The sequence below is a fragment of the Weissella diestrammenae genome (assembly GCF_014397255.1).
GTDB classification, from domain to species: Bacteria; Bacillota; Bacilli; order Lactobacillales; family Lactobacillaceae; genus Weissella; species Weissella diestrammenae.
On record NZ_CP060724.1, the window covers coordinates 863148 to 886590 of the forward strand.

A 23443-nucleotide genomic window follows, 5' to 3' on the forward strand; every position below is an offset into this window, starting at 1 on the left:
TTTATTTTGTTAAAGAATTGAAAGTTAAGAGGGAGAAACGCATGAAGTTGCTTGAAGAAAAAATCAGACAAGATGGGCGTGTCATTGGCACAGAAGTCCTAAAAGTTGATAATTTCTTGAATCACCAAATTGATCCTAAGTTAATGCAAGCAATGGGAAATGAATTTGCACAACTATTCAAGGGTCAACAAATTGATAAGGTATTAACAGTTGAATCATCTGGAATTGCACCAGCGGTGTTTACTGCCCTTGCATTGGACGTACCAATGGTCTTCGCACGTAAAAAAAAGTCATTGACGCTATCAGATGAAAATTATACTGCTGATGTCTTTTCATTTACTAAGCAAGAGACAAATCATATTATTGTTGATAAACGTTTTTTAACAGCTGGAGAACGCATTTTATTAATTGATGATTTTTTGGCTAATGGTCAAGCAGTCGAAGGCATGCTTGAAATTGCGCGTGCAGCATCAGTTGATGTGGTTGGTGTTGGTATTGTGATTGAAAAGACTTTCCAAAAAGGTCGGGCTATTTTGGATGAAAAGGGCATTCATGTTGAATCATTGGCACGCATCGCAGCTTTTGAAGATGGACAAGTTATTTTTGCTGATTAATTAAATTATCTAACAAAATGATGCAATTAAATGAATAACGTAAGTATCGAGAACGTGGTAGACACGTCGTTCACGATGCTTACGTTTTTTTGTAGTGGTTTTTTGGCGGTTGATTGCGTCGTTTTGGTAATTAACGGTTAAGTGAGTTTAAATTGTAGCTTACGCAGGCTAATATCGATTAAAAAGGGTGAGAAAGGTCAATGGCTTGAGTTTATCGAGATTTGGGCATTATTTCTTCAAAAATACATAGGATACTTTAAGTAAGTAAAAATGAATACTAAAACGACTAATGGGGGAATTATGGCAAATAAAAAGAATCAGAAAAAGTCAAATGTATCGACTTGGATTATTTTCGGAATTGGATTGCTCATTTTTAGTTATCCGATTTTTGCTCAGGCTTACCAAGCGATGCATCAAACTGGCGTGGTTGAAAATATTAATTATGATTATACACAAAATCGTCAAGCAACATTGGATGCGATGCAAGAAAAAGTAACTAAGCGCAATGATGAGATTAAGGCCCGTGCCGAAAAGAAGGAAGATGAAAAAGTTACCCAGGCGATGCAGGCACTGGGTAGCAAAAAGGCTTTTGAAAGTGGTAAAACGATTACTAATCTTGAAGGGCAAAAGGGTAAGGGAATTGGTGTATTGTCGATACCTGAGATTGGCGGCTTACGACTCCCAATTTTTGATGGTGTGAGTGAGAATGTTTTGCGAAATGGTGTGGGACTATTAGAGGGCACGTCAATCCCAGCTAAGAATCAAAAAGGCTTACATGCTGTTTTGACTTCCCATGCGGGCTTGCCAGAGTCACGGTTATTTACAAACTTAGGTAGTCTGAGTAAAGGTGATAAATTCTATATTGAAATTATGGGTAAAATAATTACGTATCAAGTGGATCGAATTACAGTGGTTAAACCTGAAAAGCTAGAAGGTTATTTTAAAATTGATCCCGAAAAAAACTATGCAACCTTGGTGACTTGTACACCATTGGGTATTAATTCACATCGGTTATTAGTCCGTGGGCATGAAATACCCGGTGAAACAGTGCCGAAAAATGGTGTGAAATCAGAATTTGTAATTGCGGTTGGATTTGTAATCGTGGCTGGTGGGCTCATCACATTCTTAATTAAGCGGCAACAAAAACGGCGAGCAGTTGAAAAGTTGAAAACAATCATTTAGAAGTAGCCATCATGTTGCAAAGAATGATTGATTGAAAAAGCGTATAATGTAAAGAAAAATCAACTGCGGGGTATGATATGGAAACGACAGTACAAGACGATTTCTTTGAGGCGGTTAATGGTGAGTGGGAGGCTCAGGCGGTTATTCCTGATGATAAACCACGTACAGGTGGCTTTACAGATTTGAGTGATGAGATTGAGAAATTGATGCTAGCCACGACAGATCAATGGTTAGAGGGAACTGATGTACCAAACGACTCAGTTTTGCAAAATTTTGTTAAATTACACCGCTTGGCTGCTGATCAAATTGCGCGTGAAAAAGTTGGCCTAACACCAGTGAAGGCAATATTGGCTGAATATGAAGCACTTGATTCATTTCAAGCGTTTACTAAAAAGTTGGTGACCTTTGAACGTCAGGGTAAAACAAATGCAATGCCTTTTGGTGTGGCACCGGATTTTAAAAATGCACAAATGAATGTCTTATGGGCAGATGCTTTAAGTACGATTTTGCCAGATACAACGTATTATGCAGCGGATAACGAGAAAGGTCAGGAACTGTTATTAGCCTTTCGTGAAACAACGTTGCCTATTCTGAAGCGTTTTGGGTATTCTGAACAAGACAGTCAAAAGTTGTTGGATGATACGATTGCATATGACGCGAAAATTGCAAAATATGTGCTATCTAATGAAGAAGGATCTGAATACGCAAAATTGTATCATCCGTATGAATGGGCTGAATTTGTTAAATTCGCACCAGAATTACCACTAACTGATTTCATGACGGCGATGCTTGGCAAGATACCGGATCAAATCATTGTCCCAGAGGAACGTTTTTGGCAACATGCGACCGAATTTTATTCAGCAACTGTATGGCCACAGCTTAAAGCGTATTTGTTAGTCTCAATTGCATTAGATTACACAGGCCTTTTAACTGAGGACATGCGTGTCTTGGGCGGTGCTTATCATCGTATTGTTAGTGGAACACCCGAACCGGTATCGCGCAAAAAAGCGGCCTTCTATCTTGCAGCTGGCCCCTATAATCAGGCACTGGGTCTTTGGTATGCAGGTGAAAAATTTTCCGCTGCAGCCAAAGCTGACGTTGAGCAAAAAGTGGCAACCATGATTGATGTTTATAAGGATCGTCTTGGGACAGCAGACTGGTTAGCACCGGAAACGCGACAACAGGCAATTGTGAAACTGGATGCCATCGTACCGCATATCGGTTATCCTGATCGATTGCCAGCGCGTTTCTATGATAAGGTTATCGATTCGGATTTGACTTTATTTGATAATTTTCAAAAACTTAGTCAGCTGGGCATTGCTTATGCCTGGTCGAAATGGCATCAACCAGTAGATAAAACTGAATGGCACATGCCAGCCCATATGGTTAATGCGTACTATGATCCACAACAAAACCAAATTGTTTTCCCAGCTGCCATTTTACAAGCGCCTTTTTATGATCTTAATCAGTCGTCATCGGCTAATTATGGTGGCATTGGTGCCGTCATCGCGCATGAAATATCACATGCATTTGATACTAATGGTGCGGCTTTTGATGAACATGGTAGCCTCAATAATTGGTGGACCGATGCTGATTACCAAGCTTTTGAGGCACGGACAAAAGCGGTGGTTGAACAATTTGATGGGCAATTATCGTATGGTGCAAAGGTAAATGGAAAATTAACAGTGTCAGAAAATGTTGCTGATTTAGGGGGGCTTGCAGCTGCATTAACGGCCGCAAAGCGTGAGCCTGATTTTTCAGCTGAACAATTCTTTATCAATTGGGCTACAATCTGGCGGTTAAAGGCACGGCCTGAGTTTATGCAAATGATGGCCAGTGTTGATGTACATGCTCCAGCCAAACTCCGAGTTAATATTCAAGTTGCCAATTTTGATGACTTCTTTACAACTTTTAATATTCAATCTGGTGATCAAATGTGGCGTGACCCCAAACAACGCTTGATGATTTGGTAGATGACAAAGTAAGTTGTGTTAAATGATTAGGAGTGATTGCCTTAAAATTTAAAGTTTAACTAAAACCGTTTGCGACTTGCAAACGGTTTTTTGTAAGTGACTATATGATTTTTTGAGTTATCTGGGGTGGGAATGGTGTAATTGTTTTATATTTCACAAAGTAGGCATAATAACGAGAGTTGTTTAGCCGTGTATGTAACCGCTTACACTAAAAATCGATTCACAATGTAGAATTGGAATTGAGATATAATCGCTAAGAATGTTACCATTCAGGGAAAAAGTAAGCATGTAAAAATGATCATAAATTGTTGACAATTAGTTGTGAGGTGCTATACTTATCTTTGTTAATAAATGCACAAACTTAAATGACATCTTGAAGGAGAAGTTAACATGGTTGATACAATTGCACCTAAGAAAGTCAAAAAGGTTTTGACACCTGAAGAAAAAGCAGCGCGCGTTGCAGCTGCTGAGAAGATGACTGGTGATTTAGTTGAAAAGGCGCAAAAAGCGCTAGTTGAGTTTGCTACGTATTCACAAGAACAAGTTGATAAAATTGTTGCTGCGATGGCGCTTGCAGGTTCAGAAAACTCATTGTTATTAGCCCATGAGGCAGTTGAAGAAACTGGTCGTGGTGTTGTTGAAGACAAAGACACGAAGAACCGTTTTGCATCTGAATCAGTTTATAATGCCATTAAAAATGATAAAACAGTTGGGGTTATTAATGAAGATCGTGTCACAGGTAAAGTTGAATTGGCCGCACCGCTTGGTGTCTTGGCAGGAATTGTACCTACGACAAATCCAACATCAACAACGATTTTTAAATCAATGTTGACGGCTAAAACACGTAATGCGATTGTGTTCGCCTTCCATCCACAAGCACAAAAATCATCAGCACATGCGGCACAAATTGTTTATGATGCTGCGGTAGCTGCTGGTGCACCAAAGAATTTCATTCAATGGGTTGAAAAGCCTTCATTGGAAGGCACAACAGCTTTGATTCAAAATCGGGGGATTGCTTCAATCTTAGCAACTGGTGGGCCATCAATGGTTAATGCAGCGTTGAAGTCGGGTAACCCATCAATGGGTGTTGGTGCTGGAAACGGAGCCGTTTACGTTGATGCAACTGCTGATGTAAAGCGCGCGGTTGAAGATTTGTTGCTTTCAAAGCGTTTTGACAATGGTATGATTTGTGCGACTGAAAATTCAGTTGTCATTGCCGCTGAAGTTTACGATGAATTTATGAAACAGTTACAAGAACAAGGCGCATATTTGGTGCCAAAGAAAGATTATAAGAAGGTTGCTGATGCAGTCTTCGTACCAAATGCTGAAGGCTTTGGTGTACAAGGCCCTGTGGCTGGTATGTCAGGGCAATGGATTGCTGCAAAGGCTGATATTAAGATGCCAGCAGATAAAGATGTTTTACTTTTCGAATTAGATAAGAAAAACATTGGTGAAGCTTTGTCATCAGAAAAGTTGAGCCCATTGTTGTCAATTTATAAGGCCGCTTCACGTGAAGAAGGAATCGAGATTGTTCGCGCATTATTGAACTATCAAGGGGCTGGACACAATGCTGCTATTCAAATTGGTGCACAAGATGATCCATTTGTTAAAGAATATGCTGACGCCGTTGAAGCTTCACGTATTTTGGTAAATCAACCTGATTCAATCGGTGGGGTTGGTGATATCTATACAGACGCATTACGTCCATCATTAACACTTGGAACAGGATCATGGGGGAAGAATTCATTGTCACACAATCTTTCAACTTACGACTTATTGAACATCAAGACTGTTGCGCGCCGTCGCAATCGACCACAATGGGTTCGCTTGCCTAAGGACATTTACTATGAGGCAAATTCAATTACTTACTTGCAAGATTTGCCAGGTGTGAGCCGTGCATTTATCGTGGCTGACCCAGGTATGGTGCAATTTGGCTTTGTTGATAAGGTCCTTGACCAATTTAACTTGAGCGTAACACCAGTTAAAACGTCATTGTATGGTACAGTTCGACCTGACCCAACAATGGGGCAAGCAGTTGAAATTGCGCGCCAAATGGCTGATTTTAAGCCAGATACAGTTGTTTTGCTTGGTGGCGGTTCAGCTCTTGATGCTGGAAAGATTGCTCGTTTCTTGTACGAGTATTCAGCATCACATGAGGGTATCTTAAATGACGATGACGCATTGAAGAGCTTATTTGAAGAGTTACAACAGAAGTTTATGGATATCCGTAAGCGAATTGTGAAGTTTGAACACCAAAGTTTGACTCAAATGGTTGCCATTCCAACAACATCAGGAACTGGATCTGAAGTGACACCATTTGCGGTCATTACTGATGACGAAACACATGTTAAATATCCATTGGCAGATTACGAATTGACACCACAAGTTGCTATTGTGGATCCTGAGTTCGTTATGACTGTGCCAAAGCGGACAGTCGCCTTCTCTGGAATGGACGCTTTGTCACATGCCTTGGAGTCATATGTTTCAGTCATGTCATCTGAATTTACACGGCCATGGGCACTGCAAGCTATCCGTTTGATTTTTGAAAATCTTGAAAATTCATATAAATATGATCCTAAGCACCCAACTAAGGAAGGGCATGATGCACGGACAAAGATGCACTATGCATCAACTTTGGCTGGACAATCATTTGCGAATGCCTTCTTAGGAATTAATCACTCATTAGCCCACAAGACAGGTGGTGAATTTGGTTTGCCACACGGTTTGGCAATTTCAATTGCGATGCCACATGTCATCCGGTTTAATGCTGTGACAGGAAATGTTAAGCGGACACCATTCCCACGTTATGAGACCTACACAGCTCAAAAAGACTATGCAGACATTGCTCGTTTCTTGGGCTTGACTGGTAAAGATGACGCAGCATTGGTTGATGCTTTGATTAAGAAGATTGAAAACCTTGCTGCTGCATTGGAAATCGATTTGACTTTGTCAGGTAATGGGGTTGCGAAGAAGGATTTGGACAGTTCAATTGATAAGTTGATGGACTTGGTTTACAACGATCAATGTACACCAGGAAATCCCCGTCAACCAAAGCTAGAAGAGATTCGTGAATTGTTGTTAGCACAATACTAGACAGTATTAGGGGAGCAGATTGTTCTAACGATTGTCGTTGAATTGAAGAATTATTAAGGTGCCGAGTAATTGGCACCTTTTTTAATACAATGAGATCAAATATGCAAAACACAACTTAGAATGTATAATTAACATATAAAAATATTAACGAAATGAGAGTTTTGCATGACACCAGCACGTGATTTTGAAACGTATTTTAACGATCCGGCGTTGACTGGGAATCAACGTGAGATGATGCAATTTGTTCGACAAACTGTGCATATCCTTTATCCTGAAGTGCAAGAACGAGTTGCATATGCCATGCCCGGTTTTTTTCCTGTTGGGCATACAAAAGCAACAGAGACATTGATGCTCATCATGGCAAATAAGAAATGGCTAGGCATCTATGCTTTACCAAAGTTCAATCAAGCTTATGAACAACGGTTAGTTGAACTAGGATTGCACTTTGGCAAAGGCTCAATTCAAGTGCCGTATGATTTTCCAATTGATCAGCTGCAAAGCCTCTTGAAACAAATTATCGAGCTGAATTTGAAGCGAAATGTTGAATGACGGCCGAAATCTTAAATGGATTTAATAACTGACCAGCGTTTTTAACATAAACTGGGGTTCAATAAGGTACAATGGATTTAAGCGTGAATATGAAAAGGTAAAAAATTATCGGAGAAATGACATGACAAAAAATATCGTCATTGTTGGTGCTGGCTTTGCCGGTGTCATGACCGCGCGAAAATTAGCGCGTCAACTATCAAATAAAAAAGAATATCAAATTGTATTAATCGACGAACATCCATTTTTCACTTATCGGACAAGTCTGCACGAGGTTGCAACTAAACGGATTGAACCAAGTGATGTTCAATTTGACTTGCGTCAATTATTTATTCATCAAAAAAATGTCAAGATTGTGACCGCCAATGTCACAGCAATTGATAAAACAACAAAAATTGCTGAAACATCAACTGGTAGTGTGCCTTTTGAGAAACTTGTCATCGCTACTGGCGGACAAGCTGATGCAGATACACCTGGGGCAAGTGAGTTTGGCTATACTTTGTGGACATTAAATGATGCCGTTCGTTTACGAAGCCATATTGAAGAAACAGTTCGGCAAGCGGCGATCGAATTGGATCCAGTGGTCAAAAAAACGATGTTAAATATGGTTATCGTCGGGGCTGGTTTCACAGGGGTGCAATTAGCTGGTGATTTACTTGATGAACGCAAGGAATTAGCAGCTGCTAATAATTTATCTGAACATGACATTAAAGTAACTCTCATTGAAGCTGAATCAGATATTCTGCGTCAATTAGGACAGGTGAATCTTGCCAATAAGGCTGAGGCGTACTTGGCTAAGCAAGGCGCTAATGTTTTAAAGAACACACGTGTTGTTCAAGTCAAAGCACATGAAATTATCCTCTCAGATGGAACGATAATGCCAACTGAAACGTTAATGTGGGCAGCTGGTGTTAAGGCCAAAGATACGTTAGATTATTATGGTTTAGAAACGAATGAGCAAGGCCGTTTCTTTGTGGACGACTATTCCCGAATTGTAGGACAGGAAAATATATATGCCGTAGGTGATGTCGCAACATATCAAGAATTAGCACGGACTAATCCGGATGACCCAACCACTGGATGGACCATTCAGAATGTGGACGGGGCAGTTTCAGGGGCTGATACGGCCGTTGCCAATCTCGTTTTTGATTTAACGGGTAAGGGTACTAAAAAGCGCTTTAAAGGGCGTTACAATGGGTTTGTTGTGACAGTTGGTGCGCATTATGGCGTTGCTTTTGTACGGCGGCATATTAGTTTGTCAGGTTTCTTAGCTAGTGAGTATAAACACTGGAGTAATATTGGCTTTTTGCTAACTTTGGGGTCATTTTACCAAGTCTTTCAATATCTCCTACGAGAGTTTTTCCGAACGCCACATCAACGCACATCAACGCAAGGTAATTCTTCCAATATGGGGAACACGTTATGGACGGTGCCGCTGCGTTTGATTACTGGTATTTATCTGATGATTACTGGTGCCGCAATTGGTGGTGGCTTTGGTATGCTTTTTGCTGGGGTTGGTGTCGCACTTTTCTTGGGATTTTTCACGAGTATCGCTGGCTTTTTGACGATGCTGCTGTCATTTGTCATGATGGGGATGTCCTTTTCAATTTCAGCCCTCTTGTTGCCCTTTGTTGGTATTGCTCTCATGAATGGGGTTGGTCGTTCATTTGGATTAGACCACTGGGTTATGCCATGGGTGATGAAAACAATTGGCACTTACTTGAATGGTGAAAGTAAATCAAGTTACAACGATTTAAATGAATAAAATAAAAAACAGCCGTGGGCTGATAGTAAGCAAGTTTAGACAGCAAGAAGTGGTCTAAAAGGGTTGCCATCAGTGGCTGTTTTTTAGTAAAAAAGTCATTTTTTGTTCGGATGTTGGGCCGCATAGAAAGCCATGATAATACCGTGGGCAACGGATACATTGAGTGATCGCACACTGCCAGCTTGTGGAATATAAATCATGGCATCAGCAGCACGAATCAGGTCATCGGCCAGCCCAATCTTTTCTTCACCGAAAATAAAAGCTGACTTGGCGGGGAATTGGGTTTCAAAAAGGTTGGTTGGGTGATAGCTTTCAATATTATCAACCGCATAAATGGTATAACCTTCTTGGTGTAATTGATCAAAGACGGCTGCATAGTCTGTCACACGATGATGTTCAACGTGTTCATAATTATAAGTGCCAACTGATCCGCGTCGGTCCCATTTTTTTGCACCTTCTGTGCGATCGGGGAATGACGCATTAACAGGATTTAAAAAGATTAATTTACGCGTCGCAAAAGCATTGCTATTGCGAACGGCAGTGGCCTTGTTAAAATCATGAGTGAGGTTTTGCATGATTGAAACCACGTCGCTTCTTTTGGTATCTAAATCCGCACGAATTGCCTCGTCAGACATATTTTTATAATAATCAGTGACGTTGCGATAGTCATTGGAATGCGATAAATCAATTTCAGTCATGAGAATGCCTCTTTTTTACATTTTTTCAAATAGTGAGCGGTTGTCAACCGGTTGTATCTTATGCTGCACTTTGGTTGGCAACCAGCTATTGTATACTAATTGTAACAAGAAGCAACGGATATTTGGTAAAATAAAAACAGTATTTTAAAAGAGAAAACTTGAATCATTAATATTAACAAGTGAGAGAAGTGACAAAATGGCAACAATGATTGAATTGAAAAATGTGTCATACACCTATCCTGAAGCAGAAACACCAGCATTACAGGATTTATCATTAACAATAGATGCTGGCGAGTGGGTTGCTGTCATTGGACATAATGGTTCGGGTAAGTCGACATTAGCCAAATTATTAAATTACTTACTACAGCCTAGTGCTGGTGAAATTAGAATCAATGGTATTTTGGCGGAACCTGTAAACGTCTGGACGATTCGTGATTTAGTTGGCATGGTTTTTCAAAATCCCGATAATCAGTTTGTTGGTGCTACGGTGGCCGATGACGTGGCATTTGGACTTGAAAATCGAGGCATCGCTCGAGATGTGATGCAACAAAAAGTTGAACAGGCATTGCGACGCGTGCATATGTGGAAGTTTGCAGCGCGTGAGCCAGCACGTCTGTCAGGCGGACAAAAACAACGGGTTGCGATTGCGAGTGCTTTGGTATTGGCACCGCAAGTTTTGATTTTAGATGAAGCAACGTCGATGCTCGATCCAAAAGGTCGGCGGGAAATGGTGCAATTAGTTCGAGAATTGAAACAAGAATTAGGCTCGGCATTGACGGTTATTTCAATTACGCATGATATTGAAGAAGCAGCGAGTGCTAATCGGGTGATTGTTATTAATGACGGGTCATTGATTGAAACCGGTGTACCGTCCGTAGTCTTTTCCGATGCCAAACGATTGCAGTCATTTGGATTAGATGTGCCGTTTGCTGAGCAATTAAAAGCAAAGTTGGCCGCAAAGGGTGTTGATGTACCTGATGATTACCAAACGACAGAAGGGATGGTAAATTGGATATGGCAATCAATTTCACCAAAGTAGGCTTTACATATCAAGTAGATACGCCGTTTGCAACGCCGGGGTTATATGATGTGAATTTCACAATGCCAGAAAATCAATTCACCGCTGTTATTGGACATACTGGTTCAGGAAAATCAACAATGGTACAACTATTGGATGGTCTTGTTTTACCAAATCAAGGTCAGATTAAAATTGCCGAAATGACTTTGGATGCGAATACTAAAGCGTCAGCGACTAATCAGATTCGACGGCATGTGGGATTAGTTTTTCAATTTCCCGAAGCACAATTATTTGAACAGACCGTATTACAAGATGTGATGTTTGGGCCAAAGAATTTTGGAAAAACTGATGTGCAGGCTAAAGCTATTGCGATAGATGCGTTACGTACGGTTGGCATGGCCGAGAAATTTGATCAGCGCTCGCCATTTGAATTATCCGGTGGACAAATGCGCCGAGTTGCAATTGCTGGTGTGCTTGCGCTCGAACCAGAAATATTGATTCTAGATGAACCAACGGCTGGTTTAGATCCACAAGGGCAAAATGAATTGATGGCTTTGTTTGCACGTTTGCAAAGGGAACGACAAATGACGCTGATTTTAGTTACTCATCAAATGGAGTTTGTGGCGCAATACGCTGACCACGTGGTTGTTTTTGAAAATGGCACTGTGGTTAAAGAAGGTGACGCTAAATTGATTTTTTCTGATGCTGAATGGTTACAAAATAAGCAATTAGATGTACCGATGGCAAAAAAATTTGCTGATGCATTAGCTGGTAAAGGGGTGCTCTTAGATAACGTTTTGAATATTGATGCGTTGGTAGCGCAACTTGTACCACGTTTAAAGGAGGCACAACATGTTCAATAAAATCATTATTGGACGTTTCATGCCCGGTAATTCTTGGATTCATCGACTAGATGCACGTACCAAATTAATCATAAGTATTTTGTTTATTTTTGTGATTTTTTTGGCAACATCGGTTCCCGCTTATTTATTGGCCGGCTTGTTGACTCTTGTAGTCATCATGATGACAGGGTTGGGATTTAAAACATTTCTGCGCGGTATTCGGCCACTTTTATTTCTGATGTTGCTAACGACATTTCTGCAGATTTTTTTCGTGACCACGGGGACTGTACTGTGGCAATTTGGTTGGATTAAAGTAACGACTGACGGCCTGATTAATGGGGCGGCAATTTTTGTCCGTTTTATGTTAATCATTATTTTTTCTACTGTGTTGACGTTGACGACGCAACCGCTAGAAATCGCTGATGCCATGGAGGCTTTGATGAAGCCGTTGAAACGAATTGGCGTACCAGTCGCTGAACTAGCCTTGATGATTTCAATTGCTTTACGGTTTGTGCCAACGTTACTAGATGAGGCTGAAACGATTATGAATGCACAGCGTGCTCGTGGCGTTCTTTTTAATGAAGGACATCTAATTCATCGCATTAAAGCTTTTGTGCCACTATTGATTCCGCTTTTTATTAATGCGATAAAACGGGCCATTGAGTTAGGTGATGCAATGGAAGCACGAGGGTATCGTGGTGATACTGAGCGTACGAAGTATCGTGTGCTCACTTGGCAACGGCAGGATACAATCGCGATGGCTGGCTTTTTATTGTTTGTCGTGATATTGATTGGAATGAAATTTATTTTTGGCTGAAAATTTAGTTTGTAAAGTGAGTGGGTTGAAGGAGTGGGTGAGATGCCAAGATATCGTGCAATAATTGCATATGACGGAACAGACTTTTATGGCTGGCAGGTTCAGCCAGGAAAGCGAACGGTTCAAGGAGAATTAGAAAAAGCAGTTAATCAAATGGCTAAGAATCCTGAGATACCGATTCGTGTGCAGGGCTCAGGTCGTACTGATGCGGGGGTGCATGCGCTTGGACAAGTCGTACATTTTGATTTACCTTATCAGATTCCCGCTAATGGTGTACGCAAAGGGTTGGCAACTATGCTACCTTTTGATATTGGTATTGAACAGGTTGATATTGTGGCAGATGATTTTCATGCGCAATATAGCGCGCATACGAAAACATATCGTTATCAATTATCAAATCGTGAATTCCGAGCGCCATTTCGTCGGAATTATACTGGTTATTGGCCAAGACGCTTAGACTATGACAAAATGGCCCAAGCGATACCTGATTACTTAGGTGAACATGATTGGATTAGTTTTGCTGCATCTGGTTTTCAAGCGAAAACGACGGTTCGAACGGTAACTGACGTTAAAATCAGTCAGGAACCAGCAACCCAAGAAATAACATTCGAATTTACAGGCACCGGTTTTTTGTATAATCAGATTCGAATTATGGTGGGTGTCTTATTGGAAATTGGTATGGGCACTCGGCCGGTTGACGATATTCCACGACTACTTGCAGCTAAGGATCGACAACAAGCACGTTTAACAGCACCGGCAAGTGGTTTGTATTTAAAGTCGGTTGATTATTAAAGAACCACGTTAGAAAATTTATTGGTGGTTGAATGATTGTTGCCACGAATTGTCGTGCGTGCTATACTATATATTGTCGAAAGACAAGGCAAGTGTGCACTTCGAACCGTGTCAGGGTCGGAAGGCAGCAGCACTAAGAAGATCGTATGCTGTGCCTGATTATAGAACTTAAAAAGCGTCAGTTATTCTATCGAGTAGCTGACGTTTATTTTATTTTTATTTAAAGTTGGTTTAACGATCAAATGGTCGAGACAGTTGTCCAAATTTTGTCATGATTAAAATCAAATACCTAATTGAATTAGTGCGTTTTTTAATGTTTTTTTGGTAAGATATAAATAAGCGTTTAAAACGATTAGCGCCATCTCACATCAGATTGAGATGGTCATCTCAATTAACGTTTTCAATGAAAAAAATTCAGTTAATGAGAGAAAAAATAACAATTGAAAGGGGTGCAATATGGCATATCAAGCGCTTTATCGGACATGGCGACCACAAACATTTGGAGATATGGTTGGCCAAGAAGTTGTTACCCGTACCTTACGGAATGCTCTCGTTACAAATCAAATGTCACATGCCTATTTATTTACTGGACCACGGGGAACAGGTAAAACGTCTGCAGCAAAAATTTTTGCTAAAGCGGTGAATTGTTTACATCCCATTGATGGTGAACCAGATGGTACCTGTGAAATTTGCCAAGCTGCCGATAATGGGACGCTTGGTGATATCATCGAACTGGACGCAGCCTCGAATAATGGGGTTGATGAAATTCGTGAGATTCGAGAAGACGTTAACTATGCGCCGACGATGGGGCAGTTTAAGGTATACATTATTGATGAGGTTCATATGCTGTCAACAGGGGCATTTAACGCGCTCCTTAAAACGCTGGAAGAACCACCAGCAAATGTGATATTCATTCTTGCCACCACTGAACCACAAAAAATCCCAGCTACTATTATTTCGCGAACGCAACGTTTTGATTTTCGACGAATTGATGCCAACGATGCCTATCAACGAATGGTATATATTCTGAATGAACGTGGTGATACTTATGATGAAACTGCTTTGCGAGTCATTGCAAATGCGGCTGATGGTGGGATGCGTGATGCGTTAAGTATCCTTGATCAAGCATTGTCGTTTGGCAATGGACAAGTGACACTTGAAAATGCGTTACTTGTGACGGGATCAGTCACGCAGGCATTGTTAGGTGAGTATGTGCAAGCTGTTGTAAACCACGAATCACAAAAAGCATTGGCTAAGCTATCGGAGGTTTTAACAGCTGGTAAAGATGCAGGTCGATTTATTGAGGACTTAATTAGCTATGCACGCGACCTATTGCTCAGCACAGAAGCACCCGAATTGATTTCTTTAGTACCAGATAATAATTTTAATCAATTAGCAGCTGAACAAGCACCAGAGGTGTGGTATCACATGATTGATATTTTGAATGAAACGCAACAACAAATTCGTTATACTAATCGACCTAGCATCTATTTGGAAGTATTAACTGTTAAATTGAGTCGACCAGCTACGACTAATCTTGCTGCAAAAAGTCAGCCAGTTACAACAGAATCCGCACAGCCTGTAGGGATAGTTGGTAGTCAAGCAGTTGTATCATCCGATTCAAAGGCGGAGCCGATAAAGACTGTTGAGTCGACAAAGAGTACCCCAATCGCAGAAAGCACGCCTGTGGTACCCGAAGCAGAGAAGATACGGGTTGCTGACCGAGCTAGCACAGAAACGAAAGACTTGTTTGCTGTTTTGAATCAGGCAACACGCGGTGATTTAAATCGCGTGGTTGGTGTTTGGGCTGATGTGATTGCAACATTACCGGTATCGAGCCAAGCAATGCTCAATACAGCTAAGCCTATCGCAGCATCAGAAACTGGTATGGTCTTAGGCTTTGATTTTGAAATTTTCCGGGACAATACGAAACGTAATGCGGAATTAATCGCAACCCTTACTGAAAAAGTACAAGCATTGACTAATGCACCAGCTGAACGGCAATTAGTCTTAATAACGAATGAAGAATGGCCGGCTTTGCGTACTGAGTGGGTAAATGAGCATCATCATGCTAGTTCACAAGCTGTACAGCCTGAACAAACAGCAGTGCAACAGGTCACAGAATCATCCGTGGCAGCAATTGTTGATGAACCAACAACTGATGCAGAAGTTGACACTCAGGCACCAGTTGTCAAAGAAGCCTTAAATCTGTTTGGTACGGATATCGTCGAAGTTGAACACGATTAATCGCTTGAAGGGAGTTTTAAATGCAGTATCCAGAACCAATTGCAAAATTAATTGATAGTTATACAAAGTTACCTGGGATTGGGATTAAAACTGCTACTCGCTTGGCGTTTTATACAATCGATATGCAAGAAGCAGATGTGACCGGCTTTGCTCAGTCATTGATTTCAGCAAAACGTGATTTAAAATTTTGTTCAATTTGTGGTAATTTAACTGAAACGGACCCGTGTGTCATTTGTACTGATACGTCACGTGATCAGACGACGGTTTTGGTTGTTGAAGAAGTTAAAGACTTAATGGCCATTGAAAACACAAATGAATTTCATGGGCTATATCACGTATTGCACGGTGTTTTATCGCCTTTAGCTGGGAAAGGCCCCGATGATATTAATATTGAATCATTGGTGACCCGCTTACAACAGCATGAAGAAATTCACGAAGTCATTGTTGGTACGAATGCGAATGCTGAGGGTGAAGCAACGGCCATGTATCTTAGCCGTTTGTTGAAACCAGCTGGGATTAACGTATCGCGTTTGGCAACTGGTTTAGCAGTCGGAAGTGATATTGATTATGCTGATGAAATTACACTGATAAAATCAGTTGAAGGAAGGACGCAAATGTGATGTTTAATCTTTCTAAACGATCAAAATGGGACTCAACTGTTTTTGATCACCAGTTAATTGACGCAATCGATAATGCAAAATATGATTACGAAAAAGCTAAAATGTCAGAGGAAGCATTATTTGAAAGTAATATTGATCCGCGTTTGATTAAAGCACAGACGGCTTTTGCGAAACAGAAATATTTCTTTTTGCTTCGTGCCTCGCGTGAACGTCAAATGAAAGGCCATTGGCAAAACGTTTTTATGCGTCCAGAGTAGGAATGGGGAAAACCTAATAATGTTTTAAACGATGTTTGGCAATTGAGTAGGGAGTATCATGACAGGGAAATTTATTAGTTTTGAAGGACCAGATGGCGCAGGGAAAACGAGTGTCTTAGCTGCGATTGTTGAGCGGTTAAGTTCGTATTATGGTGATGATTTATTATTGACACGTGAGCCAGGTGGCCGTGATAATGTGGTTGCTGAAGCGATTCGTGATTTGGTATTGAGCCCAGACTATCCGGAGATGGACCCAAGAACTGAGGCCCTTCTATATGCGGCCTCAAGACGTGAGCATATTCAAAAAACGATCAAGCCAGCATTAGTCGCTGGAAAATTGGTGATATCAGACCGTTACGTTGACAGTTCAATTGCCTATCAAGGTGCAGGACGTGAAATTGGATTTGAGGCTGTGTTGCAGGTGAACCAATTTGCTATCGAGGATTTTTGGCCAGATAAAACGATTTATTTAGATATTCGTCCTGAAGTGGGATTAGCTAGAATTAATCAGTATCGAACAGATGAAATTAATCGATTAGACATGGATCCTTTATCTTTTCATCAGCGAGTGAGTGCGGGATATCATCGTTTGGCAAAGATGGCACCAGACCGGATTGTTGTCATTGATGCTGAACAACCATTAGAACAGGTAATTGAGGATGTGTGGCAGGTGTTAAGTCAAGAATTGAAAGTTGAGGACTAAGTCGATGAAGATGGTGTTAGCAATTGTACAAGATAAGGACGCAAATAAATTAGGGTCGGTATTTGTTAAGCATAATATTCAAGCAACACGGACAGCAACATCAGGTGGATTTCTTCGTTCAGGTAATACGACTTTTATGATTGGGATCGAAGATGAACGAGTACCAGAAGTTTTAGAATTGATTAAAGAGACGGCGCATGCGCGCAAACAATTTATGACACCCGCTGCCAGTCTTGATTTATCGCTTGAAGCAACTTCATCAATGCCAATGGAAGTGCAAATTGGTGGGGCGACAGTCTTTATTCAAGATGTTGAGCAATTTCACCAATTTTAAAGCAAGCGCTAATTGAGTGTAATGAATTAAGTTAATGGGAAAGGCGGCAAGTGCAATGGAGCCAACTGAAATGATTGCAGAAATTAAACGGCAACAGCCAAAATTAGTTGAGCAATTTAAACAAGCAGTGGCGAGCAAGCAATTAGCGCACGCCTTTTTGTTTACGGGTCCAAAAGGACACGGTCAAAAAATGTTCGCCGAGTGGTTGGCGATGCGTTTAATGTGTGAACATGTGAGTGAAGATGGCGAGCCTGATGGCACATGTTCGCAATGTCTTCGAATTGCGAAACATGAGCACCCAGATGTGATTGAGGTTGAACCAGATGGGCAGTCAATTAAAATTGAACAAATTCGATTTTTGCGTGATGAATTCACCAAAACGGCGGTTGAAGGTGATCAAAAGATATTTATCATTTCAGCAGCCGATACGATGACTGACAATGCAGCTAATGGCTTATTGAAATTTATTGAGGAACCAGTTGGTCAACAGTTGGCCATCTTAATTGCCGAGAATCGACAACAAGTTCTACCAACCATCGTGTCGCGAACACAAGTGGTTGATTTTTATGAACAATCACCAGAAGCCTACCGTGCAGCGTTGCGTGAGATGGGGTATGACGCATCAGTCATTGAGTTGGTGAGCCAATTGACAGATAGTGTGACAACAGCATCTGAATGGTTAGTCGATGATTGGTTGATGTCAGCCCGGATGGCAATGGTGGATTTGGTTGGAAAAATTGTTCGATTAGATTCGCAAGCCTTTTTAACAGTGCAAACAACGTTGATGCCTTTAGCTACCAATAAAGCATTAAATCGGATATGGCTGCAATTATTTGCCGCAGCTTGGCGTGATATTTTGTTGCTTGTTAATCAAGAGAATATTGTGCCGTATTTTCCAGAGTCCAAAACATGGGCACAAGACGCTCAGCGTTATTCGTTTGAGGCAATCTTGAAGGTACAAGAGAATCTATTAAAAGCACCACAAATGTTGGATATGAATATTAGCTTGCAAACAACACTTGAAACGCTTGTTTTGCAGAGCCAGTTTGAGCTAGCGGGGAAAATTTGATGCAATCACAAAAAAGTTTTAGTCAACAATCATTTGGGACGTTATTTCTTGTGCCAACACCAATTGGCAATCTAAACGATATGACGCAGCGTTCAATTCAGACGCTACAAACGGTAGATTTAATTGCAGCTGAGGATACACGACATACAGCGCACCTACTGACTCAATTTTCAATTACAACGAAACAAATTTCGTTTCATGAACATAATAAGGTCACGCGAATTCCAGAGCTGATTGCCCGATTAAAACAAGGTGAGAATATTGCACAAGTTTCTGACGCTGGTATGCCGTCAATTTCTGATCCTGGTCATGAGCTTGTCAAAGCTGCGATTAGCGAAGATATTGCGGTTGTCCCAATTCCTGGCGCTTCAGCCGGTATTACAGCACTAATTGCATCTGGCTTGGCGCCGCAACCATTTACTTTTTATGGCTTTCTTCAGCGGAAACAAAAAGACCAAGTCGCTGAGTTAGAAAAACTGGCAAAGCATACGGAAACAATTATTTTTTATGAATCACCACATCGTTTAAGCAATACTTTAGCTAACTTAGCTAAAGCATTAGGTAATGAACGGCCAGTTGTTTTGGCCCGTGAATTAACTAAACGCTATGAAGAGTTCCTACGAGGAACTGCTGGTGAACTTGCAACGTGGGCTGATCAAAATGAAATTCGCGGCGAATTTGTGGTCATTGTTGGGGGCGCGTCGGAACGAGAGACGACGGTAGCTGACGATCCATTGGCACTATTATCACCAATCGAAGCAGTCGATGCACTTGTGGATGATGGTATGAAAGCCACGGCGGCAGTGAAACAGATTGCTAAAACACGCGGGCTTGATCGACAGACATTGTATCTGGCATATCAAGCAAAATAGAAAGGTAATGTTGACGCTAATGTATGAGTCATTAGAGCAATATTGATAGGAATAACATGAAAGTTTATGAAATTGAACATGAAGTTTTGTATTACGAAGGTGATATGACCGGTAAATTAAATTTACCAACTATTTTGAATTTAGCTATTTTAAGTTCAACCGAACAAGCGATTGATTATGGCGTAGGACCTGAATATACTCATAATTTAGGACTAGGTTGGATTATTCTTCAGCACATTATCGACATCAAACGCCGGCCAGAAATTGGTGAGAGGATCAAGGTGAGCACGCATGCCAAAGAACTTAACCCGTTCTTCTGTAAGCGTGATTATACGTTTGTTGATGCGCAGGGAATTGAAATTATTAAAATTGATACGTTGTATGCCATGATTGATATGACAAAGCGGAAAATGGCTCGTATCCCAGAGGATATTGCGGCAGCTTTTGACCCGACAATCGTCAAGAAAATCGCACGGCAAACAGCCCCCTTGACGATGACGGATGACATGTCGAGTCAACAACAGGATTATCGCGTTCGATTTACTGATATTGACTCAAATCAGCATGTCAATAATTCTAAATATCTGAATTGGACGCAGGATATTTTAGGCCCTGAATTTTTATTGGCCCATGAACCGCGACACGTTAATATCAAATTTGAACACGAAGTACGTTTGGGTGAAATAGTGACTTCGCGCGTTGCTGTCATAGGTAATCAATCTCGACACCAGATTATAGCTGGCGATGAATTGGCCGCAGAGGCTTCAATCGATTGGACGGAAAATCAATAGAAGTTTATAATAAAAAGAACAATTAGTATGATAATTAATTTATAAATGATGATTCGTTAGACCAAAGGAGAATGTTAATGAGTACATTGGTTTTAGGTGGCGCAGGCTATATTGGTTCGCATATGGTAGACCTTTTGTTGACGCAACATCGTGATGTCGTTGTTGTTGATAATCTAGCAACTGGTCATCGACAAGCCGTTCCGGCTGGCGTGCCATTTTATGAAGTGGATATTCGTGACAAACAAGCTTTGTCGGATGTTTTTGGACAGGAAAAAATTGACCAGGTTGTTCATTTCGCAGCATCTTCGATTGTACCGGAGTCAATGGCTGATCCATTGAAGTATTTTGACAATAATACGGCTGGTATGATTACGTTACTAGAAGTCATGCTAGAACATGACGTGAAACAAATTGTCTTCTCATCAACGGCAGCAACTTATGGTGAACCTGAAGAAAGTCCAATTAAGGAGACAACGCCGCAAAAGCCAATTAACCCATATGGTTTGTCGAAATTACAAATGGAACAAATTATGGCTTGGGCCGATAAGGCTTACGACTTGAAGTGGGTAGCTTTGCGTTACTTTAACGTTGCAGGGGCAAAAGCTGATGGTTCAATTGGAGAAGATCATCCAACGGAGACCCATCTTGTCCCAATTATCTTACAAACAGCTTTGGGTGAACGTGATGAAATCATCATGTATGGTGATGATTATCAAACGCCAGATGGCTTCAATGTGCGTGATTACGTCCAAGTTATGGATTTGGTTGATGCACACGTCTTAGCTCTAGATTATTTGGCAAAGGGTAATGCTTCCAATCAATTTAATCTGGGTACAGCAAATGGATACTCGGTAAAAGAAATGGTTGAAGCTGCCCGTGAAGCCACAGGACAACCTATTCCAGCTAAGATTGGGCCACGGCGAGCTGGTGATCCAGACTCGCTTGTGGCAGATTCAACAAAAGCTCGTGAAGTTCTCGGTTGGGCACCAAAGTATGAATCTGTGCAAGAGATTATTAAAACTGCCTGGACTTGGCATCAAACACATCCAAATGGTTATCAGGACCGGTAGGAAAAGGATAAATGTGATTGTTGGGTGTTGTAAGATAGCCATTGACGTCGAATTTATGCGTTTGGTGGATAGGGTTTAACACGGAAGAAAGTGTGAGAAAATGTCGGAAGTGGACCATGTGATTCAACGCTTTTTGTCGGCGAATGGTGGGTACCTCGCGTATCCGTTTAATCAACCAGGACGACAACAAACGGTACTATGGCATGTCTTAAAACATCGCTCTAATCAAAAAATGTATGCTGCGATCTTTGAAAAAGATCAGCATATTTTGATTAATATCAAGTTAACACCTGCGCATGTTGATGAAATGGTGCAACAACGTGGGATTGAACGTGGCTTTCATATGAATAAACGGCATTGGGTGACCATTGATTTGATGGTTGCTTCACTTTCTGAAGCCGAACTTGACCACATGGTTGCGGAATCAGCACAATTAACCAGATAAAAAAGCATCATGATACATGATGCTTTTTTTGATGTGTATGACGCTGAATTGTTTGACGAAATAGACGTGAACGATAGGCTAAGGTGGCAGTATAACCGAAACCAGCGCTGGTGGATAGCGCATATAGAGGCCACCAATTTTCACCACCAATGCGTCTGAATGGTAGAATCTCCTCAAGTATAAGATTACGCAGTGTGTCGATTGGTGAGAATGCTTCGTGGGCCAGATAACTAATAATTAATAGCTGCATGCTAAAAATAATCAGCCAACCAAGTAAGTATGGCCAACCACCTTTGATTAGAATCGTCTCGGGTCGGTTATCAGTGGCATCAGGAATTTTAAATTGGGCAAAAACACCTTGGAATGTTCCGATTAAAGCACCGATGATGAAAATTAAACTAACGCTTAACCAAGCGTGTGGACGATGGGGTAAGCCGGTAAATAGGAGGTAAGCAGTGATGATGGGTAAAATTAAATATTGGAATCGTTTGGGATACTCAAATTTAAATTGTTTACGAATAAAGTAGATGAGAATGATGAAAAAAGTTGCTGACATATTAATGCATTCCTATTAGTTTTTAAATGACAAAGTGACATTTTTTTTGACTTAAAAAGAGATAAAAGGTTCGATAATCTATCGAACCTTTGCTTTGAGATTAAGTTGTTTATTTTTTTATGGTAGATCATTGCCAGCAGCAAGATAAATATCATACCATTCTTGATTAGTTAATTGAACAGTATTATGAGCTGTCATTTCAGATAGCCGTTGGCGATTCATTGAACCTACGATGACTTGCATTTTTGCTGGATGATACGTTATCCAAGCAACCGCGACCGCATTTTTAGTGACGTTATATTTGTCAGCAATCGCTTGAAGCTTAGCATTAACTTCGGGGAACTTTGGGTTGTCAATAAATGGGCCTTCAAAGAAACCATATTGGAAGGGTGACCAAGCTTGAATGGTCATGTGATGTAGACGTGAGTAGGCTAGAATACCGCCATCATGGTCAATTGAACGGGCATCTTGCATATTGACGTGGAATTCAGCATCAATCATATTTGTGTGCATGATACCAAACTGTAATTGGTTAGCAATGAGTTTTTGGTCAAGTGCTTGTTGTAAGAATTCAACTTGCCAAGGGTTCATGTTTGACACCCCAAAATGTCTGACCTTGCCGGCTTTGGCTAAAGTTGTAAATGCCTCGGCAATCGCATCTGGTTCTTGTAATGTGTCTGGTCGATGGAGTAAGAAAACATCGAGATAATCGGTTTGTAGGCGTTGTAACTCAGCGTCAACGGCTGCAATCAGGTGAGATCCTGTAAAATCATAGCGTGGGCCCGTCCAGCCATCACCATTGATTTGGCCATTTTCTAAGATGATACCACCTTTAGATTGGATAAAAATTTGATCACGAGCCACACCAACTGTTTTTAATGCTTGGCCTAGAACGGTTGATGATTGGCCAGCAGCATAAATGTCAGCAGTGTCAAAAAAATTAACGTCATGTGCCAAGACAGTTTCCACGATGGTTTCGGCTTCTTTTGCCGATTTATCTGCAATACGCATCACACCAAGAGCAACGTCCGGTACAATTAAACCGCTTTGTCCTAAATCAATTTTTGCCATGAGCCTTCCTTTCAATGCTAAATTTATACGATAGTTACAGCTTCATTATAACATTGACTATTAAGTAC

At 40.9% G+C, this 23443-nt stretch carries 23 protein-coding genes and 1 other RNA gene; 21 read left to right on the forward strand and 3 right to left on the reverse strand.

Translation table 11 applies throughout. The features are described 5' to 3' along the window. Positions 1-41: 41 nt before the first annotated feature. The 6 genes from H9L19_RS04240 (at position 42) to H9L19_RS04265 (ending at position 9173) form a co-directional block, all read left to right on the forward strand. The gene (locus H9L19_RS04240) at positions 42-614 is read left to right on the forward strand and encodes a xanthine phosphoribosyltransferase (RefSeq protein WP_187528486.1); all 573 of its coding nucleotides are present in this window, start codon (positions 42-44) and stop codon (positions 612-614) included. A gap of 300 nt (positions 615-914) precedes the next feature. Next, positions 915-1796, forward strand: a complete 882-nt coding sequence (locus H9L19_RS04245) for a class C sortase (protein ID WP_187528487.1) — start codon at positions 915-917, stop codon at positions 1794-1796. Positions 1797-1873: 77 nt separating this feature from the next. Next, a complete protein-coding gene (locus tag H9L19_RS04250) occupies positions 1874-3769 on the forward strand; it encodes a M13-type metalloendopeptidase (protein WP_187528488.1) in 1896 nt (631 codons plus the stop codon). 390 nt (positions 3770-4159) lie between these two features. Then, positions 4160-6862: a bifunctional acetaldehyde-CoA/alcohol dehydrogenase gene (adhE, locus tag H9L19_RS04255; RefSeq protein ID WP_187528489.1), complete on the forward strand. Its 2703-nt coding sequence runs from the start codon at positions 4160-4162 to the stop codon at positions 6860-6862. 165 nt (positions 6863-7027) lie between these two features. Then, positions 7028-7411 carry a DUF1801 domain-containing protein gene (locus H9L19_RS04260; protein WP_187528490.1) on the forward strand — a complete coding sequence of 128 codons (384 nt, stop codon included), beginning with the start codon at positions 7028-7030 and terminating at the stop codon, positions 7409-7411. Positions 7412-7532: 121 nt separating this feature from the next. Then, complete coding sequence (locus H9L19_RS04265) at positions 7533-9173, forward strand: NAD(P)/FAD-dependent oxidoreductase (RefSeq protein ID WP_187528491.1); 1641 nt, start codon at positions 7533-7535, stop codon at positions 9171-9173. Positions 9174-9268: 95 nt separating this feature from the next. Here H9L19_RS04265 and H9L19_RS04270 read toward each other — a convergent pair whose 3' ends face one another. After that, positions 9269-9871 (reverse strand): TrmH family RNA methyltransferase, encoded by a 603-nt coding sequence (locus tag H9L19_RS04270; RefSeq protein WP_187528492.1) that lies wholly within the window; start codon positions 9869-9871, stop codon positions 9269-9271. 196 nt (positions 9872-10067) lie between these two features. Between H9L19_RS04270 and H9L19_RS04275 the strand changes: the two genes are divergently transcribed. The 15 genes from H9L19_RS04275 (at position 10068) to H9L19_RS04345 (ending at position 21748) form a co-directional block, all read left to right on the forward strand. Continuing rightward, positions 10068-10910 carry an energy-coupling factor ABC transporter ATP-binding protein gene (locus H9L19_RS04275; protein ID WP_187528493.1) on the forward strand — a complete coding sequence of 281 codons (843 nt, stop codon included), beginning with the start codon at positions 10068-10070 and terminating at the stop codon, positions 10908-10910. Beyond that, positions 10886-11752: an energy-coupling factor transporter ATPase gene (locus H9L19_RS04280; protein ID WP_187528494.1), complete on the forward strand. Its 867-nt coding sequence runs from the start codon at positions 10886-10888 to the stop codon at positions 11750-11752. Before H9L19_RS04275 ends, H9L19_RS04280 begins: the two co-directional genes overlap by 25 nt. Next, entirely contained in the window at positions 11742-12548 is an 807-nt protein-coding gene (locus H9L19_RS04285; protein ID WP_187528495.1) for an energy-coupling factor transporter transmembrane component T family protein, read from the forward strand. The genes H9L19_RS04280 and H9L19_RS04285 overlap by 11 nt, the downstream gene beginning before the upstream one ends. A 42-nt stretch (positions 12549-12590) precedes the next feature. After that, a complete protein-coding gene (gene truA / locus H9L19_RS04290; RefSeq protein ID WP_187528496.1) occupies positions 12591-13340 on the forward strand; it encodes a tRNA pseudouridine(38-40) synthase TruA in 750 nt (249 codons plus the stop codon). 82 nt (positions 13341-13422) lie between these two features. Next, positions 13423-13503: signal recognition particle sRNA small type (gene ffs / locus H9L19_RS04295), an RNA gene on the forward strand. Between the two features lie 293 nt (positions 13504-13796). Continuing rightward, positions 13797-15587, forward strand: a complete 1791-nt coding sequence (gene dnaX, locus H9L19_RS04300) for a DNA polymerase III subunit gamma/tau (RefSeq protein WP_187528497.1) — start codon at positions 13797-13799, stop codon at positions 15585-15587. A 20-nt stretch (positions 15588-15607) separates the two neighbouring features. Beyond that, positions 15608-16207, forward strand: coding sequence for a recombination mediator RecR (recR, locus tag H9L19_RS04305; protein ID WP_187528498.1), 600 nt, complete (start codon positions 15608-15610; stop codon positions 16205-16207). Next, complete coding sequence (locus H9L19_RS04310; protein ID WP_187528499.1) at positions 16207-16464, forward strand: YaaL family protein; 258 nt, start codon at positions 16207-16209, stop codon at positions 16462-16464. The genes recR and H9L19_RS04310 overlap by 1 nt, the downstream gene beginning before the upstream one ends. A 58-nt stretch (positions 16465-16522) precedes the next feature. Beyond that, positions 16523-17167: a dTMP kinase gene (tmk, locus tag H9L19_RS04315; RefSeq protein WP_187528500.1), complete on the forward strand. Its 645-nt coding sequence runs from the start codon at positions 16523-16525 to the stop codon at positions 17165-17167. Between the two features lie 4 nt (positions 17168-17171). Continuing rightward, positions 17172-17501: a cyclic-di-AMP receptor gene (locus H9L19_RS04320; RefSeq protein WP_187528501.1), complete on the forward strand. Its 330-nt coding sequence runs from the start codon at positions 17172-17174 to the stop codon at positions 17499-17501. Positions 17502-17556: 55 nt separating this feature from the next. Beyond that, positions 17557-18570 (forward strand): DNA polymerase III subunit delta', encoded by a 1014-nt coding sequence (gene holB, locus H9L19_RS04325; RefSeq protein ID WP_187528502.1) that lies wholly within the window; start codon positions 17557-17559, stop codon positions 18568-18570. Continuing rightward, positions 18570-19442 carry a 16S rRNA (cytidine(1402)-2'-O)-methyltransferase gene (rsmI, locus tag H9L19_RS04330; RefSeq protein ID WP_187528503.1) on the forward strand — a complete coding sequence of 291 codons (873 nt, stop codon included), beginning with the start codon at positions 18570-18572 and terminating at the stop codon, positions 19440-19442. The genes holB and rsmI overlap by 1 nt, the downstream gene beginning before the upstream one ends. A gap of 56 nt (positions 19443-19498) precedes the next feature. After that, the gene (locus tag H9L19_RS04335) at positions 19499-20233 is read left to right on the forward strand and encodes an acyl-[acyl-carrier-protein] thioesterase (protein ID WP_187528504.1); all 735 of its coding nucleotides are present in this window, start codon (positions 19499-19501) and stop codon (positions 20231-20233) included. Between the two features lie 77 nt (positions 20234-20310). Beyond that, complete coding sequence (gene galE / locus H9L19_RS04340; RefSeq protein ID WP_187528505.1) at positions 20311-21303, forward strand: UDP-glucose 4-epimerase GalE; 993 nt, start codon at positions 20311-20313, stop codon at positions 21301-21303. Between the two features lie 100 nt (positions 21304-21403). Next, on the forward strand, positions 21404-21748 hold the full coding sequence (locus H9L19_RS04345) for an MmcQ/YjbR family DNA-binding protein (protein WP_187528506.1): 345 nt from the start codon (positions 21404-21406) through the stop codon (positions 21746-21748). Between the two features lie 7 nt (positions 21749-21755). On the opposite strand, the gene H9L19_RS04350 is transcribed toward H9L19_RS04345, so the two are convergent. After that, positions 21756-22304 (reverse strand): hypothetical protein, encoded by a 549-nt coding sequence (locus H9L19_RS04350; protein WP_187528507.1) that lies wholly within the window; start codon positions 22302-22304, stop codon positions 21756-21758. A gap of 117 nt (positions 22305-22421) precedes the next feature. Further along, entirely contained in the window at positions 22422-23375 is a 954-nt protein-coding gene (locus H9L19_RS04355) for an aldo/keto reductase (RefSeq protein WP_187528508.1), read from the reverse strand. Between the last annotated feature and the right edge of the window lie 68 nt (positions 23376-23443).

Coding starts and splice junctions, on each gene's coding strand:
- H9L19_RS04240 (WP_187528486.1), top strand. CDS start 42: ATGAAGTTGCTTGAAGAAAAAATCAGACAAGATGGGCGTGTCATTGGC.
- H9L19_RS04245 (WP_187528487.1), top strand. CDS start 915: ATGGCAAATAAAAAGAATCAGAAAAAGTCAAATGTATCGACTTGGATT.
- H9L19_RS04250 (WP_187528488.1), top strand. CDS start 1,874: ATGGAAACGACAGTACAAGACGATTTCTTTGAGGCGGTTAATGGTGAG.
- adhE (WP_187528489.1), top strand. CDS start 4,160: ATGGTTGATACAATTGCACCTAAGAAAGTCAAAAAGGTTTTGACACCT.
- H9L19_RS04260 (WP_187528490.1), top strand. CDS start 7,028: ATGACACCAGCACGTGATTTTGAAACGTATTTTAACGATCCGGCGTTG.
- H9L19_RS04265 (WP_187528491.1), top strand. CDS start 7,533: ATGACAAAAAATATCGTCATTGTTGGTGCTGGCTTTGCCGGTGTCATG.
- H9L19_RS04270 (WP_187528492.1), bottom strand. CDS start 9,871: ATGACTGAAATTGATTTATCGCATTCCAATGACTATCGCAACGTCACT.
- H9L19_RS04275 (WP_187528493.1), top strand. CDS start 10,068: ATGGCAACAATGATTGAATTGAAAAATGTGTCATACACCTATCCTGAA.
- H9L19_RS04280 (WP_187528494.1), top strand. CDS start 10,886: ATGGCAATCAATTTCACCAAAGTAGGCTTTACATATCAAGTAGATACG.
- H9L19_RS04285 (WP_187528495.1), top strand. CDS start 11,742: ATGTTCAATAAAATCATTATTGGACGTTTCATGCCCGGTAATTCTTGG.
- truA (WP_187528496.1), top strand. CDS start 12,591: ATGCCAAGATATCGTGCAATAATTGCATATGACGGAACAGACTTTTAT.
- dnaX (WP_187528497.1), top strand. CDS start 13,797: ATGGCATATCAAGCGCTTTATCGGACATGGCGACCACAAACATTTGGA.
- recR (WP_187528498.1), top strand. CDS start 15,608: ATGCAGTATCCAGAACCAATTGCAAAATTAATTGATAGTTATACAAAG.
- H9L19_RS04310 (WP_187528499.1), top strand. CDS start 16,207: ATGTTTAATCTTTCTAAACGATCAAAATGGGACTCAACTGTTTTTGAT.
- tmk (WP_187528500.1), top strand. CDS start 16,523: ATGACAGGGAAATTTATTAGTTTTGAAGGACCAGATGGCGCAGGGAAA.
- H9L19_RS04320 (WP_187528501.1), top strand. CDS start 17,172: ATGAAGATGGTGTTAGCAATTGTACAAGATAAGGACGCAAATAAATTA.
- holB (WP_187528502.1), top strand. CDS start 17,557: ATGGAGCCAACTGAAATGATTGCAGAAATTAAACGGCAACAGCCAAAA.
- rsmI (WP_187528503.1), top strand. CDS start 18,570: ATGCAATCACAAAAAAGTTTTAGTCAACAATCATTTGGGACGTTATTT.
- H9L19_RS04335 (WP_187528504.1), top strand. CDS start 19,499: ATGAAAGTTTATGAAATTGAACATGAAGTTTTGTATTACGAAGGTGAT.
- galE (WP_187528505.1), top strand. CDS start 20,311: ATGAGTACATTGGTTTTAGGTGGCGCAGGCTATATTGGTTCGCATATG.
- H9L19_RS04345 (WP_187528506.1), top strand. CDS start 21,404: ATGTCGGAAGTGGACCATGTGATTCAACGCTTTTTGTCGGCGAATGGT.
- H9L19_RS04350 (WP_187528507.1), bottom strand. CDS start 22,304: ATGTCAGCAACTTTTTTCATCATTCTCATCTACTTTATTCGTAAACAA.
- H9L19_RS04355 (WP_187528508.1), bottom strand. CDS start 23,375: ATGGCAAAAATTGATTTAGGACAAAGCGGTTTAATTGTACCGGACGTT.